The organism is Cytobacillus sp. Hm23 (assembly GCF_051842895.1).
GTDB lineage: Bacteria > Bacillota > Bacilli > Bacillales > SM2101 > Nanhaiella.
Genome location: NZ_JBPXRQ010000003.1, coordinates 134,121 through 150,245, shown reverse-complemented (window position 1 = coordinate 150,245; position 16,125 = coordinate 134,121). Strand labels below are relative to the sequence as shown.

15 protein-coding genes are annotated in these 16,125 nt (G+C 32.8%); 14 read left to right on the top strand and 1 reads right to left on the bottom strand.

Features of this window, described 5'->3' with window-relative positions:
* The first annotated feature begins 156 nt into the window (after positions 1 to 156).
* Together ACSVDA_RS03250 and ACSVDA_RS03245 are read left to right on the top strand one after the other, a co-directional pair.
* Positions 157 to 1,017 carry a class I SAM-dependent methyltransferase gene (locus ACSVDA_RS03250; RefSeq protein ID WP_485880801.1) on the top strand — a complete coding sequence of 287 codons (861 nt, stop codon included), beginning with the start codon at positions 157 to 159 and terminating at the stop codon, positions 1,015 to 1,017.
* Positions 1,018 to 1,083: 66 nt separating this feature from the next.
* On the top strand, positions 1,084 to 1,983 hold the full coding sequence (locus ACSVDA_RS03245; RefSeq protein WP_485880799.1) for an NAD(P)/FAD-dependent oxidoreductase: 900 nt from the start codon (positions 1,084 to 1,086) through the stop codon (positions 1,981 to 1,983).
* Positions 1,984 to 3,150: 1,167 nt separating this feature from the next.
* On the opposite strand, the gene ACSVDA_RS03240 is transcribed toward ACSVDA_RS03245, so the two are convergent.
* Positions 3,151 to 5,004 carry a glycoside hydrolase family 3 protein gene (locus tag ACSVDA_RS03240; RefSeq protein WP_485880797.1) on the bottom strand — a complete coding sequence of 618 codons (1,854 nt, stop codon included), beginning with the start codon at positions 5,002 to 5,004 and terminating at the stop codon, positions 3,151 to 3,153.
* Between the two features lie 610 nt (positions 5,005 to 5,614).
* On the opposite strand from ACSVDA_RS03240, the gene ACSVDA_RS03235 reads away from it, so the two are divergent.
* The 12 genes from ACSVDA_RS03235 to ACSVDA_RS03180 all read left to right on the top strand — a co-directional run bounded on the left by ACSVDA_RS03235 (position 5,615) and on the right by ACSVDA_RS03180 (position 15,778).
* Positions 5,615 to 6,544 (top strand): aminoglycoside phosphotransferase family protein, encoded by a 930-nt coding sequence (locus ACSVDA_RS03235; RefSeq protein ID WP_485880796.1) that lies wholly within the window; start codon positions 5,615 to 5,617, stop codon positions 6,542 to 6,544.
* A gap of 175 nt (positions 6,545 to 6,719) precedes the next feature.
* A complete protein-coding gene (locus ACSVDA_RS03230; protein ID WP_485880794.1) occupies positions 6,720 to 7,499 on the top strand; it encodes a class I SAM-dependent methyltransferase in 780 nt (259 codons plus the stop codon).
* Between the two features lie 236 nt (positions 7,500 to 7,735).
* Entirely contained in the window at positions 7,736 to 8,455 is a 720-nt protein-coding gene (locus ACSVDA_RS03225) for an alpha/beta fold hydrolase (protein WP_485880792.1), read from the top strand.
* Between the two features lie 374 nt (positions 8,456 to 8,829).
* Complete coding sequence (locus ACSVDA_RS03220) at positions 8,830 to 9,297, top strand: GNAT family N-acetyltransferase (RefSeq protein WP_485880790.1); 468 nt, start codon at positions 8,830 to 8,832, stop codon at positions 9,295 to 9,297.
* Between the two features lie 132 nt (positions 9,298 to 9,429).
* A complete protein-coding gene (locus ACSVDA_RS03215) occupies positions 9,430 to 9,858 on the top strand; it encodes a GNAT family N-acetyltransferase (RefSeq protein WP_485880788.1) in 429 nt (142 codons plus the stop codon).
* 60 nt (positions 9,859 to 9,918) lie between these two features.
* Positions 9,919 to 10,341 (top strand): hypothetical protein, encoded by a 423-nt coding sequence (locus ACSVDA_RS03210; RefSeq protein WP_485880787.1) that lies wholly within the window; start codon positions 9,919 to 9,921, stop codon positions 10,339 to 10,341.
* Positions 10,342 to 10,540: 199 nt separating this feature from the next.
* On the top strand, positions 10,541 to 10,993 hold the full coding sequence (locus tag ACSVDA_RS03205; RefSeq protein WP_485880785.1) for a GNAT family N-acetyltransferase: 453 nt from the start codon (positions 10,541 to 10,543) through the stop codon (positions 10,991 to 10,993).
* A gap of 179 nt (positions 10,994 to 11,172) precedes the next feature.
* The gene (locus tag ACSVDA_RS03200) at positions 11,173 to 12,372 is read left to right on the top strand and encodes an MFS transporter (protein ID WP_485880783.1); all 1,200 of its coding nucleotides are present in this window, start codon (positions 11,173 to 11,175) and stop codon (positions 12,370 to 12,372) included.
* Positions 12,373 to 12,659: 287 nt separating this feature from the next.
* Positions 12,660 to 13,535: a phosphotransferase gene (locus ACSVDA_RS03195; RefSeq protein ID WP_485880781.1), complete on the top strand. Its 876-nt coding sequence runs from the start codon at positions 12,660 to 12,662 to the stop codon at positions 13,533 to 13,535.
* 140 nt (positions 13,536 to 13,675) lie between these two features.
* A complete protein-coding gene (locus ACSVDA_RS03190) occupies positions 13,676 to 14,245 on the top strand; it encodes a histidine phosphatase family protein (RefSeq protein WP_485880780.1) in 570 nt (189 codons plus the stop codon).
* A gap of 419 nt (positions 14,246 to 14,664) precedes the next feature.
* Entirely contained in the window at positions 14,665 to 15,000 is a 336-nt protein-coding gene (locus ACSVDA_RS03185; protein WP_320211501.1) for a PadR family transcriptional regulator, read from the top strand.
* Positions 14,963 to 15,778 (top strand): HAAS domain-containing protein, encoded by an 816-nt coding sequence (locus ACSVDA_RS03180; RefSeq protein ID WP_485880778.1) that lies wholly within the window; start codon positions 14,963 to 14,965, stop codon positions 15,776 to 15,778. Before ACSVDA_RS03185 ends, ACSVDA_RS03180 begins: the two co-directional genes overlap by 38 nt.
* The last annotated feature ends 347 nt before the right edge of the window (positions 15,779 to 16,125 follow it).

The following is a 16,125-nucleotide window of genomic DNA, read 5'->3' as shown; positions in this document are numbered from 1 at the left end:
AGTTTTATAAGTGTTTATTTTGTTGTACAAAAACAACATACTATACGAAAGCAGCTTAAATAAAACAACAGTCAACGTTGTTTTATAATCTAATTACGGATATAAAATGTCTTTAATGTCATTGAATTTAAAGTTATATGGAAGGAGTAATCATAATTGAGAAGCGACTTATTTAATCAAAAAACATGGGAGTCTGCTTGGGAAAATGATCCTAATACAAATGTGAAAATAATGCAAAGATTGGGGCAGGTGGGATCTTATAATACAGAAGGATTCAGAAAATGGGCTAAGTCTTATGATGAAATGTCGTTCAGTGATGAAGGTAGACAACGAAGCAATAGAATTTTAACATGGATTGAACAACAAGGTGTTAGCTTTGAGGGGATATCTGTGTTAGACATAGGAGCAGCATCTGGTGTATTTAGCATCCCTATGGCAAGAAAAGGAGCAGAGGTTACAGCTATCGAACCTTCTTCAGACTTAGCTACTATGTTAGCGGAACATGCAAAAAAACATTCTGTTCAAGTAAATATCATTCAAAAGCAATTTGAGGATTTAGTAGAAGACAATAATAAACAATCCTTTGATCTCGTCTTTTCATCTATGTGTCCGGCTATAAGCAATTGGAATATAGTTGAAAAAGCATTCAGTTTTGCGAAGAAATATTGTTATATAAGTGGGATGTCTAGTAGAAAAGAAATTTATTTAATGGATGAACTATTACCAATTATAGGGGTAGAGTCGCAAGGAATTGGCTCCTCTGATATGGCATATCTTTTACAACTACTTTTTCTAAAAGGTTACTCTTATCAATCTTTGATTGAAAGACATGTAAAAACTGTGGACATAGATATCGAAAACGTAGTATCTAAATTATCGGAATGGTTTGTTGAATACGGAATCCCTATAGAAGATAAGCAACTTAAAAAATCCGAAGAATATTTACTTAAAACATATACAGGTAAAATTCCTTTAAAAATGGGAGGGAGATTTGGTAAGGTACTTGTTCAACTTTAACTTAATTACAGATATAAAAGGTCTTTAATGATTGTTATAAATATAAAACAGAAAAGGATGATTCAAATGAATATTTTTGATTGTATTGTTATAGGTGGAGGAGCTGCGGGATTAAGTACTAGTTTAACTCTAGGAAGGGCAAGAAGAAATATTGGCTTGTTTGATGATGGAACCAATAGGAATAGAGTCACTCAAGAATCTCATGGATTTATAACTAGAGACGGAACGAAACCACATGAATTTAGAGAAATAGGGTTAAAAGAATTAGAGAAGTATCCTTCAATTTCTTACTTTAATACAAAAATTAATGAGATAACTAAAGATAATGGAAGATTTACTGTTAGAACCGAAGGAGATAAAGAATTTATTGCGGAAAAAATAGTCTTAGCCACTGGTGTTCAAGAAGTATTTCCTTTACCATCTATTAGAGAATATTATGGTAAAAGCATTTTTAGTTGCCCATATTGTGATGGCTGGGAGATGAGAGAACAGCCATTAATTGTTATCGCAGAAGATGAAGAATATATGCTTCATATGACTAAATTAGTTTACAATTGGTCTAAGGATTTAGTGCTCATCACAAATGGTGTTGAAATAAGTGAAGGTGGAGCCTTAGAGCTGCAAAAGCATCATATACAAATAAAGATGGAGCCAGTTAAAAAATTAATAGGTGCTGATGGGTATTTACATGAAATAGAATTTGAATCAGGAGAAACAATTGCGAGAACAGGAGGGTTTGTTGTACCAAAGTTTTATCGCCCCATTTCATTTGTTGAACAGCTAGGTTGTGAAATTGATGAAAATGGAGTTGTTGTAACAGATGGAATGGGAAGGACAACTCAAAAAAACATCTATATAGCTGGGGAAACCGAAAAGTTGGTTCCTTCATCACTATTGATTTCGGCAGCAGAAGGAAATAAAGCTGCTATTGCTGTAAATACTGATTTTACTATGGAGCGTTTTTGAGTATTTTAGAAAAATATCGCAAAAACAACCTTATTTAAACGATAGGGGTGTTTTTGCTTTTCTTTATAATTGGGCTAAATAAACTTAGAGTAGTAATGGATAAAAGCTGTTGGTTCGGTTTAGATGATGTACCCCGTAACCTTTATGGGGGGTGAAAATTTGTGTTTGATGGAGCAAATGAAGGAGGATCATTTCAGTCATAAGTATGAGAGAAAAACAAATCTTTTGCTCGGTTTCAGAAAATGGGTATCAGCCTATACTTAAAGTATCAAAACTAAAGGGTGATAACATTGTTAAAAGGTATATTGAAACGCAAACGAAAAAATTCATCTAATGTAGATATATTTAAGGAAATTGAAGAAAGAAAGCAAGAGCTTTTAATGAAATATTACATAAATATTTGATTATAAAAAGCAGCCCCACATACTTAGTAGGGCTGTTTTTTGAGTCAATATCTTGATTGACTTTTAAAACTCATACCAAATGAACCTTGATAACAGCTAATATTGAAGATGCAGATAAGCTACTAAAAGTTGTACGAGGGGAAAGGGCTAAATACAACTTAGGCATATATGTACCTCCCTGTTCCGTTCATGAAAGGAGGGTGATCAGGGAGGTTGGCGGAAGGATCTTATAAAATATAGTATGTTATTTATGTGTAATAAGCGTGTATTTGTGTACTAGGTAATTTTCATTAATTTTTGATTTTTTTTCACTTTAAAGAGCCCTTATTTAGAAAACTGATACTAAAAACAATAAAACTTCATTTAAATGATTAACTTACTTATAGAGAGCTGAATTATCCACACTCCCGAATGCTACTGATTTGGGGGAAAGTGGGTCTGAGGAAAAGCTTTAACGGTAGTATTTGATGCAGTTGGTGTGAATTAATTATTGTTTGTATAAAAGAAAATAGACTCTCATTTTATAAAATGACGAGAGCCCATTTACTTTCTGTTAAAAGGTAGTAATTGTGTTCTTTAAAGACTGCTTTCACTTTGATTGTTGTTTTTCGTATATGATAAAAACATATACATAACTGAGTTCGTGGCATCTTCTCTTTGCTAAAATGATGACCAACGTATAATACGACATTTTGCGGTTCGAATTTGGTAGCAATATCAACAAAGTTTATGAAAAGAGCCATTTATTAAGCCATGCTATTCCTTAGGGATAGGTTAGTCCGAATCCATAAGGGAATAGTGGATCGTAGGGAGTGTCTCCAACATTAATTGGAATTTGATCTTCTGTGCGAGGCCAACTTAGTGGTAGTGTACCAGTAAAGTTGTAATCTCCAAAGAGAACATCTGACACGCCTTGACCTTCTGTTCCAGGAAGCCATGCTGCAATAAATGCATCCCAATTTTCTAGCTGATCAGTGACGATCATCGGTCTTCCAGAAACTAAAATAACAACAGTAGGGACACCAGACCTCTTAATCTTTTGAAGAATTGCAATATCTGTTCTATCAAGTCCTAAATTGGTAGGTCGATCTCCATTACCTTCTGCATATGGTGTTTCACCAATCACAACTACAGCTATATCATAACTAGAGTCTAATCCGATACCTCTCTCATTATACGTAACTTCAGTATTCTGAGAAACTGTGCTTTGAATACCTTCTAATATAGTTGTTCCAGGTGTAATATCTCCACTACTACCTTGCCAACTAATCGTCCAACCACCAGATTGATTCCCAATATTATCAGCATTTTTCCCTGCGACAAATATCTTATTTAAATCTTTTGATAATGGGAGAATACTATTATCATTTTTAAGGAGCACTTGAGATTGTCTTACAGCATCTCGAGCAATATTTCTATGCTCTTGCGATCCTATAGTTGATGTGAACGTTCTATCAGTCAAAGGTTGTTCGAATAAGCCGAGTTCAAATTTTTTGGTTAGAATTCGTTCTACTGCGTCATCGATTCGTGAAATTGATACACGACCTTCGTTTACCTCTGTACGTAATGTATTTATAAATGTTATATAGTCATCAGGAACCATTACCATATCTATACCTGCATTTATAGAAGTTCGGACATCACTAGCATAATCGCCAGCCAATTGATCGATAGCTGCCCAGTCTGAAACAACAAATCCTGTAAATCCTAGTTCTTCTTTTAAGACATCTGTAATGAGATACTTATGTCCATGGAGTTTTTCTCCATTCCAGCTACTATATGAAATCATAACTGAACCGACACCTTTTTCAATAGCATCTATAAATGGTGCTATATGGATGTCTCTCAATTCTTGTTCAGAAATAATAGTATCACCTTGATCATCGCCACCTAATGTACCTCCGTCACCTACCCAGTGCTTAGCATTTGCTAAAATAGAGGAAGGGTCATTTAAACTTGTACCCTGTAATCCCTCAATTATCGTAGAGTATGAACTAGCAATCTCTGGATCTTCACCGTAGCTTTCATAGGTTCTGCCCCAGCGTTCATTTCTATTGACACATAAGCATGGAGCAAACGTCCAATCAATTCCAGTTCCAGCTACTTCTTTGGCAGTAGCTTCACCAATTTCCTTTAATAATGTAGGGTTACGTGTAGCTCCTAAGCCGATATTGTGCGGGAATATGGTTGCCCCATATACATTATTATGACCATGTACAGCATCGATTCCATAAATAATTGGAATTTGAAGGTTTGACGAGAGTGCAATTGATTGGTACTGATCATACATGTCAGCCCACGCTTCCGGTGTATTAGGAGTTGGGGCTGATCCACCACCGCTTAATAACGATCCAATATGATATGATGCGATATCGTTATCAGAATTTAAGTACCTTCTGTCTACTTGTGTCATTTGTCCAATTTTTTCATCTAGTGTCATTCGAGAAATTAAATCAGTAACTCGATCGGGTATAGGTGCATTTGCATCTTGATATAATGGGACAACTTCTCCATTTGCGATATGATCAGTACTGAACAATGATGTCCCTATTCCTATTATGATGATTGCACTTAGTATCATAGTAATTAATTTTTTTCCTATTGGCCTTTTAGTCAAATAAATTACCTCCATTACATTATAAGTTATTTAAGATACAACATAGATACAAGAAACCTCATGAAGCTTTCCTAAGAACCATAAAATTTTTAAACATCTACTATAACCATATAGGAATAGGTGGATTTAAATGTGTTAGAATATGCAAGTTAATTACATTAATAGATGGTTATAAAGGATATATTTTATCTAACAGATTGTAACAATTGGAGTTACACCATAAAGTGTTGTAACGAAAAAAAATGTGATAGGAGTAGATGTTCTAAAAAAGAAAGGAATAATCTTTAAACATTGTATAAATAAAGGAATAGGATTGGTCTTTTCAATCACCTCCAAAAAGCTTTGTTTATATATTCTTGTTTCTCTCACGAAACCCTTTGACTATAATTGGAGGAATTTGTCTTTATATAGGAGTTATTAGATAATAGTAATTCATAATTACAAGTGAAACGAAAACCAGCAAATAGAAGTGCTAATATTTCCAATACAATTGGAATCTCTCTTCAGATTTAACTTGGGCTATTTAATAAAGAGTTTGAAATTGAGTAACGTTTCTTTACAAGAATTCCGGTCTTCTTGATAAAAAAATTAGAAATGCTGGAGGTTTATTATGAGTGATGAATTACAAGGTCTTCAAAATAAGATAAAGTTGCTTCAGAATGCTACCAAAATAGAAAGACTCTTAAAAGGGTATTCTCCTGATGAAAAATATGTAGTACATGTTGATGAAAAAAAATTATTGTTACGTGTAGGGAGTATGAAAGAATATGAACGGAAAAAGGTAGAGTTTCAAATAATAAATAAGATGCAACAGTATAATGTTCTTTGTCCCCGTTCAATTGAAATAGGTTTATTAGATGATCTTGATTCTTGCTACACTATATATTCTTATATTGATGGTATCGATGGAACAGAGGCACTACCTACTCTTACAGAACAAGAGCAAATGAAAATAGGGATTGAAGCTGGTAGACAACTATCTAGAATGCATTTATATAAAGCACCTTTGACAATTAAACCTTGGTACGATCGAGCAATGGAAAAGCATTACAAATATCTAGAAGCATATAAATCCTGCGGGATCAAGATTAACAATGATGATAAGATTATTGAATTTATAGAGAGAAATAAGCATTTTATAAAAAATCGTCCAAATAACTTTCAACATGATGATTTTCACCTTGGAAATATCATCATGAAGGGAAATAAGTATGCAGGAGTTATAGATTTTAATAATTTTGACTGGGGAGATCCATTTCATGATTTTGTAAAAGTAGCCTTGTTCCAAAGAAAACTAAGTATACCATTTTCAATCGGACAAATAGAAGGATATTTTAATAACAATATACGGGAAAATTTTTGGAGGATTTATGCTATATATGCTGGGATGGTTATCTTTTCATCAGTTGTATGGTCAATAAATTATATGCCTCAACAATTAGACGAAATGATTGAACGCTTATACAATATTCTGGAAGACCACAAAAATTTTGAAATCTTAAAACCTTCATGGTACAAAACAAATTTGATATTAAGTTAAAGGGTCTTTAGTTTAAGGAGATTTAAATCTATTGTATCTTCCATGAAAATGTATCAAAAATGTGCTTATTTTGCTATGTGTGGGAGAATTTTTAATATGCAAATTGGATAATAAAATATTATGTTATTGTTAAATAGATGAAATTTTATATATTTTTGGCAGGAGGAATGACAGAATGAATACAACACAACAAAACAGCACTGCTTGGGATAAGAAAGTAGAAGAAGGTTCTAGGTACACTAAATCTGTAAGCAGTAAAATGATAGAAAGAAGTAGAAATGATGAATGGGAGATCACAGTGACAACTGAAAAACCTGTCCCTAGAAATTGGTTTCCTTATTCGTTAAAGGGTCTAAAAATACTTTGTCTTGCTTCTGGTGGGGGACAACAGGCTCCTATTCTTGCTGCAGCAGGAGCAGATGTAACAGTAACTGATATATCTAAGAAACAGTTAGAACAAGATGAAAAAGTTGCTAAACGTGAAGGTTTAACGTTGAAAGCAATACAAGGAGATATGGTTGATCTTAGCGATTTTGAAGATGAATCTTTTGATATGATTATCAACCCTGTTTCAAATTTATTCGTAAAAGATGTACATCCAGTATGGAGTGAAGCATCTCGAGTATTGAAAGATAGAGGAATCTTGATAACAGGATTCACTAATCCTCTATTATGGATTTTTGATGACACTCAAGAAAGAAAAGGAATCTTAGATGTGAAACATTCTATACCTTCATCTACTCTAGATTATTTACCTGACGATGAGGTTCAAGATTATCTCAATTCACATCAAACGATAGAATATGCTCATACTTTGGAAGACCAAATTCAAGGTCAAATAGATGCTGGCTTTGTCATTGCAGGTTTTTATGAAGACGATTTTGGTGGAACTAGAATTTTAGATAAGTATATTAAAACTTTTATTGCTACGAGGGCGCTAAAGATAAATGTGTAACGAATAGAAAACAAGATAACCCTATCTTCCGATCATAGAGCAGAAAGCGTCTATTGTATTGCGTTCACCGAAATCTAAATGAATCGATTAGTAAGTTGAAAAAATTAAGCGTTTCTGTAAAAGTAAGGCTTTGTTAGTGAAATCTATATTATCTAATAATTATTTAACATGTAAAATAGATATAGGTGTTATTAATTTAAAGGCTGTTTATATGAACAAAGAAACGGGGAAAAACTATGATTTTACATACAAATATTATTGGTGAAGGAGAAGCATTAGTCCTTATCCACTCTGGTGGTATGACGGGATTGACCGAGTATCAGGAACAAAGTGATTACTTTACTGCTAGGAACTTTCAAGTAATTAGACCTGATTTAAGAGGGCACGGGAAGTCGGTTGGAAAAATTGATAATTATTTTAGTCGTTGTGTAAAAGATTTAAATGATACTTTAGAATCTCTAAATATTAAACAATGTCATATTGCGGGAGTATCAATTGGTGGAGTTGCAGCTTTGCTTTTCGCTAAAGAATTCCCTAATAAAGTAAGGTCTCTCAGCTTTTCGGGGATATTTCCTGTTGAACCCGCTAATTGGGCGGAACTTTCAAGAGAAGAAGCTGAAGGCTATGAACAATTGTTTAATAACGAAGAAGCGGTAGCATTCTTGAACGAAATTCATGGGACAAATGATTGGAAATCGTTACTTCAATCTTTTAATGGTGATAAATTTTATCCATTTGATGAAACAGGTGATGTAGCTAATATCAAAGTCCCAGCTCTATGTATTGTTGGTGAAAAACAAGAGCTAGAGGTTTCTGCTGCTATCACTTACAAGCAATTAAACGCTAGTATAAATATTGCTATTATTCCTTTTGCGGGTCACTTAGTACATAGAGAGCAACCTGATTTATATTCTCACATTTTACATACGTTTATAAAAAATTCTGTAGAGTTGTAATAATAATAGAAATTACTCTCTAGTTTTAAGTCGGTTATTATGAAAAAAATTGTTGGATATTTGTAAACACTAATTAATGACCAATTACAATAACTTGAACAACCTGGCGTAAATCTGAAATAAAGATGAGCGCCAGGTTGTTATTTTTGCATAGATTATTGTTTTTCGTACCAACAATAAACACGTATATAACTAGATTTCGTGACATCTTTTCTTCTGTAAAACGATATGTTTATCTCCTAGTTTAGGAAAAGAGCTTTTTCATTTACGGGATATATATATTGTAAAAGGGATTGTCTAGACGTTGAATATTTGAAATAATTGGTATTAAGGTAAATGGCAGGATTGCTTAAATAATAGAAATGGTGGTTGAAATGATAACATTTGAAACGAATGACATAAGTAAATGGCAGATTGAGCTTGAGATTATGAATTCAAATTCAAATTATAACCTTATGTCTAAAAATAAAAACATAATTAATTTTGAAGATATACAGTCAGAGTATGAAGAGTCTAAAAAGTTGAATACCACACGCCTTTTAATCAAAAAGAATAAAAGTTACATAGGCTTGGTAGATTACTGTCTTAATAACTCATCAGATAATACACCTTGGATAAGCTTGTTTGTCATCCATAAACAGTATCAAGGTGCAGGTAATTCGCTTGTAGCATATGAGCATATAGAAAACCTTATTAGACAGGGGCAAAAGGAAAAGTTACGTTTGGCAGTTCATAAAGAAAATAGTAGAGGGATAGATTTTTGGAGTAAATTAGGCTTCAAAAAATATAAAGAAGTAATTTTTGAGGATAAGCCTCATCTCTGTTTAGAGAAAAACTTATAAAGTCTTCTTCCATAAACGTGGACAATTGCTGAACATAGTAGCTGCCATACAGTTAATATAAGAGGGGTAAAGAATGAACTTAGAGTTTTTTACAATAATCATACAGCACAGGGATTTGGGGAGGTTTTTCTAATGGAAATAAGAGAATACGACTCTAGTGATTTAGCACAACTCACAAGTTTAATGGCTGATTTAGGCTACCCTGCATCAATTGATGATATGAAAGTAAGAATGGAACGTATCGAATCCAATCCAAATTACTACACTTTTGTTGCAGAAAAGGAAAAATCTCTAGTGGGGATGATTGGAATATCAGTACATACAACATACACAAGTAACGAAGCAAAGATTCAAATAACCTCGCTCGTTACGAAAAGGCAATATCGCGGTCAAGGTATTGCAAAATCTTTGGTTAAATTTGTAGAAGGCTGGTCAATAAGAAGAGGCTCTAATTTTATCTATCTTTTAAGTGGGAAAAGTGAGAAGAGAGTAAAAGCGCACGAACTATATAAATTTCTTGGTTATGAAATAACGGGCTATAGGTTTGTAAAGCATTTGTAACCCTGACATCTCTAAACTCTCTCATTTCTGTTAAAAGGTTATTAGTGAGGTGTGTGTATTATGGCTGATCCTAAATTTATTATGAAAAAGATGTGGACTGATGTTGATTTTTTTGAAGTGAATTTATCAATATTCGGAAGTGATTGTAATGTAAATTTAGATATCTATACTGATAATGAAGAGTTAGAAGAGCTACGCCGAGGTATTGAACTTTTCTCTACACAACTTGGAGAAAATGAATTTATCTGGACAACAGGAAATAGAACTAAACATACTACACATTTTTTATCTATGCGTTTTTTTCTTCAAGATAAAAGAGGAATTATTGGAATTGAATTTAAAGTAGATAACAAGTCAAAACCCCCATATACCATGTATGCTAATTTCTACATCATTACTGAAATAAATCAAATAGATGAATTGACAAGAAAGATAGAGAAGTTTATAAGAGGTGAAATAGTCAAAGTTGAAAGCCTTAAATAACAATGTTTTTTAACTAAAGTTTTTATAGAGAAAGGTTGTTATATCGAGTTCGAATCTTTTATAAGACAAGACTATTCTTAAAGAGAAGTATCAATACTTTTTCAAAAAACAAAAGCTTGTATTAAGGTATTCTGAGCGAATCAACAGATTGTTACAGCGTAGATTAAAACAATTTCATATGAATTAAGGGTGATTAATCATGATTATTCGGAAACTAAGCATAGATGAAGAACCTCCGATGGAATTGTTGTTACTGGCTGACCCTTCAAGAGATATTGTCAATGATTATGTAAATAGGGGCGAATGTTATGTAGCCGAAAGTGAACAGCAAGTTATTGGAGTTTATGTACTACTTCCAACAAGGCCTGAGACAGTTGAGTTGGTGAATGTAGCAGTTGTAGAAAAGCTACATGGTACAGGAATAGGAAAGCAATTGGTGATAGATGCAATACAGGTAGCAAAAGCAAAATGTTATAAAACGATTGAAATTGGAACTGGAAATTCAAGTATTGGTCAATTGGCTCTATACCAAAAATGTGGTTTTAGAATTAATGGTGTTGATTTGGACTTTTTTATTAAACATTATGAAGAAGTAATTTTTGAGAACGGTATACAGTGCAGAGATATGATTCGATTATCCCAAGATTTATAAGCTAAAACAGGAAAGATCTTTGTTCCACAAAATCGTACGTTTATGAAATAGCACATGTCTTTATTCATTGTAAAGGCTTATGTTGTAAAACAACAATGTCGTAGTCAAATTCAGAGTTGTATGTATCTAACAAATTGCCCCTTATAATAATACTAGACAGCAATAGGAGTAAGAAATGAATGTTAAAGAAGATATTTAGTTCATATAATACGTTTCTGTTTTCATTATTAGTATCGAGGGTTGGAGATGCTTTATATACTTTTGCTATTCCTTGGATTTCATATGAGTTAACACAATCAGCTTTAATAATGGGTACAATTTATGCTATTAGTGTTCTTCCAATTGTATTGTTTGGACCTATTGTCGGTGTTTTAGTTGATAAATGGGACCGTAAAAAATTAATGTTATTGTCAGATGCTTTACGAGCAGTTTTAATATCTCTGATCCCATTGTTTCATTTTATGAGTATTTTACAAATATGGCATCTATATGTTATCTCTTTTGCATTAACTGTTTTAAGCTTGTTATTTGATGTAACTATTATTACTGCTATACCGAACATTATAAAAAAATCATCAGGTAAAAAACTAACAACAGCGAACGCATCATTTCAGTTAGTTAATCAATTAGCTGATATCATTGGTCCTATACTAGCGGGTGCATTAATTGTTATAATAGGTGGATTTAATATTCTTTGGATCGATGTAATTTCATTCGGTCTTACATTTCTAGCAATATTGAAACTACCCAACTTAGGGAAAAACAGTGGAGAAACTAATATCAAAAGTATATATAAGGATATGAAAGAAGGATTAATGTGGTTATTAAAAGATCGACTGAATTTAAGTTTCTCACTTCAGGCGATGGTCGGTAACTTAGGATATAGTGCTGTTTATGCTGTTCTCATGTTTTATTTGCTTTCATCATTACAATTGAATGAGAACCAAATAAGTCTAAATTATGCATTATTAGGTGTTGGTGGTCTGTTAGGGAGCTTTATAGTATTACCTTTGGAACGTGTGTTACGTAGAGGCGTCCTTATTCCTATGCTTTTATTAATTGGTACCATTGGTTTTACTTATGCAATAGTTAGTGATTTTTGGCTTGCACCTGGGATATCTTTAGGTCTAGTTGCTACGTGTAATGTAGCTTGGAATACATTAGTTATGACCGTACGACAAGAGAGTGTTCCCAAATTAATGTTAGGGAGAGTACTAAGTTTCTCAAGAGTATTTACACGTTTAGCTATGCCTTTAGGTGCATTGTTAGGTGTATATGTGGCTGACCATTTTCATCCTGGAGGAGTTTTTATCGTTGCAGGAATTGCAAAAGGGATAGAGGTAGTCATTGCATTATTATCTCCAATTCGTAGGTTATAAACTAATAAGCTATTAGATAAAAAATGAGGTAGTATAAATACATTAAGTATCTATAAAAATAACCTCCTTTCATTTTTGTATTTCTTAAGCTAAATTGCTGTTCTACCCTGGCTACCTTAAGGAAAATAGCAATGAATAATATGATACGATCTAATGGAAGTTCAAGTGATCTTTCACAATGTGGCACATTCCTTGAGGAAAGTGATGTTTTATTTTTTTTCAAGAATAAAGATATTAGGGCAAAATCAACACATTCTTAATTCGCAACTAAAAGGTAGGACTTATGGATGGACAAGGAAAAATTACAACAAGAATATCAATTAGAAGGTATTCAGCATATAAGGGAATTAACGTCAGGTAATACATCAAAAACTTTCCTAATAGAAACAGAGAACAGAAAGTATATTTTAAGATCGCTTTTATCAATTGAAGCAGCATGCTTTGAGTACGAGTTGCATTCGCATATACAGTCTCGCTCTAATGTTGCAATTGTCCCAAATATTCTCCAAACAATTGATGGAAAATCATGGATTGATCTACATGGGGAGGTCTACCATCTACAATCTTATTGTTCACCAAGTTCAGTGAAACCAACTATACAACAATGGACACAGAAACTTGTTTTGTTAAGGAAAGCGCTACTAGGTTTTGAGTGGGATGGAAAAAGAAATGACAGATTTAACTTAACTACAACTTGGAATAACCTTCGAGATGAATGGTATAACGTGAAAAAAGGGGTACTGACATTTAACATGGATACAATGATAAATCGTTTGAGCCGTATAGACCAAGATGATAGCTCGTGGATCCATGGAGATTTAGGTAGTTGGAATACAATATATAATGATAAAACTAATGAATACTTTTTTATTGATTTTGGCGAATCAAGAAGAGGTAATCATTACTTTGATATTGCAGCGCTATTAACCTCCCAAGCTCCACATAATTCTTGTTCAAACGATATGGAATCTTATATAAAGAGTTTTACAATCGAATATATGAAATATGATTACATTGATATAAAACAATTAAGTGAGTTTGTTCAACTTTGGTTTATTAGGGGAGCTTTAACAGCTTTTGCGCAAAATACAATGTCCCCTTATTGTGATTATTTCTTAAAGATGCAAGAAATATATAGTGCCGCATTCATGGAAATATCATGAAGGAAAAATAATATTAATATTTATCATATGAACAATAAGGCACAACAATATCATGTGAGTTGACCGCTCTTCAAAGCTATTAATATATCACTCAGTATACAAAATTACATATAACATATTAGAAAAATGGAGGGCTATAAATGCATACATATATTTACATGGTAAGACACGGGGAGTCACCAAAGGGTGAAAATGAAAGAACAAGAGGGTTAACGGAAAAAGGTAAATTAGATTCTTGTCGAATAACTGAATTATTACATGGAGAAGGGATCGGGGTTTTCGTTTCAAGTCCATACCAACGGGCAATTTTAACGATAGAAGAATTAGCTCAACGTTCGGGACAAAAAGTAATAATATTTGAAGATCTTAAAGAAAGGATTTTCATCAATGGAAACAAGAGAATATCTGATGAGGAATTATTACCTCTACTGAATAAGTCATACTCTAATCCTGATTTTGCTTTGCCGGGAGGGGAGTCTAATTCAAGTTGTCAAAATCGAGCTATAAAGGTCTTGAATAAATTATTGGAAGAGAACAAAGGACAAAAAATAGCATTAGGTACTCATGGAGCAGTAATGGCTTTGATGATGGAGTATTATGACAGTAAATACGATTTGAATTTTTTGTTGAGTACTTCCAAACCAGATGTATACAAAATGGAGTTTAATGGTCAGACATTAATAGATGTAACAAGATTATGGAGTACATAAAATTCAGTATGTACAAACTGAGCTTTACCCCTCTAGATATTGTTATCTAAAGGGGTATTTCTATGTCAAAAAGAAAAAGAACATCTACAGTTACGAATGTATGCAAGTGGGGAAGGTTCTCATATCGGTTATCTACTTACCGTGACAGTAGTTTGCTTTTTAGTCGTTACAATTGCTTCATTCGTGATGATAAGCGTTTTTGATAGCATAATTTAAATTTGTTTTGCTAATAAGAAGCTTGTATGGAACTAGATAAATTATTACCACCATATGGCGCAAGATATGCGCCTTTGTCATTTGCTAATGGTTACTTTTTATAATTGGATATTTTTCTCATTAATACCTTGCATTACAAGTTAATTATGCATATACTAAATATATACCTTGTAAAACAAGATAATAAGAATGGTGGAACGATAATGTCACAAACACAAATGCTGAAAGGAATCTTAGATGGTTGTCTATTGGCAATTATACATGGCAAAGAGTGCTATGGATATGAGATGGCTGAACGGTTAAGTGAGTATGGGTTTGGTGCAGTAAGTGAAGGAACAATCTATCCTTTGTTAATGAGAATGCAGCGTGAAGGCCTCGTAACCTCTGTACGTAAAAGTTCAACAGCAGGACCAAAAAGAAAGTACTATTCACTTACAGAAAAAGGAATTAATGCTTTGGATGATTTTTTAAGTAGATGGAGTCAACTTGAGAAAAGTGTTAATGCAGTTATTAAACAAGAAACAAAAAGGAAAGGTTGAGACAATGAAACGACATCAACTATCTGATAAAAGTAAGGAATTTATTGATGATTTAAGGTTGTACTTATTTTCAAGTGGAAAAAATGATAGTGAAATTAATGAAATTGCTGAAGAGCTTGAGGTTCATCTTATTGAAGCTGAAAAGCATGGTAAGTCAATTGATCAAATAGTGGGGGCTTCACCCAAAGAATATATGAAAAATATTTCAAATGAGATGAAGACCGATTATAAGTTGTGGGCGAAATATGTTCCCCTCTTTGTTATTAGTACATTGTCATTTTCTATCTTAGGAGATTTATTTCAAGGTACATTAAGTTATAGTCTATTGCAAATCGTAGGAACAATTTTGTTTAGTTTGATGTTCGCTGGAGGCGTTTTTATAACTTTTCGCTATACTGCTAGCAATCAAGTTTCAAAGTTAACAGAATTTCTTATTTTGTTACTTCCAATTATTATTACCTTAACATTCTTTGTAGGTTTAATGGTAGTCGATACATTTTATAAAACCCCGACTATCAACTTTGATTGGTTAGGTAGTCTAGTTATTGGCTTCATTGTTCTGACTTTTTTAGTTTTATTTTCAATTTGGGCAAAGACTCCTGTTATGTTTGTTATTTTGATAGCACTTCACCTACCGACATTTATATTATCGCTCACTACATATAGCGAAGATGTACGGTTGATTATTGGGATGGTTATAACATATTTCATAATAGGAATCTATTTGTTCTTGGAATTTAAGAAACTAAAGAGAAAAAGAATGACAGATGCTAAATAAAACTATATTCGGCGTTGATAATGGGAGCTTTCATTGAGTGAAACTGAACATTTATGTTGATAAAATCTTACATCAAAAGACATGTTTCTAGTAGTGACATGTCTTTTTTATTGTTTTTTTTCATAGTTTCCATTTCATGAGAATACTTCTAATTTATCATTCGTGGCATCTTTTCTACTTTTAAGAAGTTCGATTCGGCTAAAACCTCACCTTGATGCCTACTGTTAATAAAAGTACAACAAGAGCCATTTTTAGATGAGGAATGTTTAGAAAGCTATTAGTATACTAATTAATATATCTGAGATTTCTCTAAATTTTATATTTACTTCAATTAAATGCTTTCTGTA

Bases quoted from the DNA above. Each gene is read 5' to 3' on its own strand.
- ACSVDA_RS03245 (WP_485880799.1), top strand. From the start codon at position 1,084: ATGAATATTTTTGATTGTATTGTTATAGGTGGAGGAGCTGCGGGATTA.
- ACSVDA_RS03235 (WP_485880796.1), top strand. From the start codon at position 5,615: ATGAGTGATGAATTACAAGGTCTTCAAAATAAGATAAAGTTGCTTCAG.
- ACSVDA_RS03230 (WP_485880794.1), top strand. From the start codon at position 6,720: ATGAATACAACACAACAAAACAGCACTGCTTGGGATAAGAAAGTAGAA.
- ACSVDA_RS03225 (WP_485880792.1), top strand. From the start codon at position 7,736: ATGATTTTACATACAAATATTATTGGTGAAGGAGAAGCATTAGTCCTT.
- ACSVDA_RS03220 (WP_485880790.1), top strand. From the start codon at position 8,830: ATGATAACATTTGAAACGAATGACATAAGTAAATGGCAGATTGAGCTT.
- ACSVDA_RS03215 (WP_485880788.1), top strand. From the start codon at position 9,430: ATGGAAATAAGAGAATACGACTCTAGTGATTTAGCACAACTCACAAGT.
- ACSVDA_RS03210 (WP_485880787.1), top strand. From the start codon at position 9,919: ATGGCTGATCCTAAATTTATTATGAAAAAGATGTGGACTGATGTTGAT.
- ACSVDA_RS03205 (WP_485880785.1), top strand. From the start codon at position 10,541: ATGATTATTCGGAAACTAAGCATAGATGAAGAACCTCCGATGGAATTG.
- ACSVDA_RS03200 (WP_485880783.1), top strand. From the start codon at position 11,173: ATGTTAAAGAAGATATTTAGTTCATATAATACGTTTCTGTTTTCATTA.
- ACSVDA_RS03195 (WP_485880781.1), top strand. From the start codon at position 12,660: ATGGACAAGGAAAAATTACAACAAGAATATCAATTAGAAGGTATTCAG.
- ACSVDA_RS03190 (WP_485880780.1), top strand. From the start codon at position 13,676: ATGCATACATATATTTACATGGTAAGACACGGGGAGTCACCAAAGGGT.
- ACSVDA_RS03185 (WP_320211501.1), top strand. From the start codon at position 14,665: ATGTCACAAACACAAATGCTGAAAGGAATCTTAGATGGTTGTCTATTG.
- ACSVDA_RS03180 (WP_485880778.1), top strand. From the start codon at position 14,963: ATGCAGTTATTAAACAAGAAACAAAAAGGAAAGGTTGAGACAATGAAA.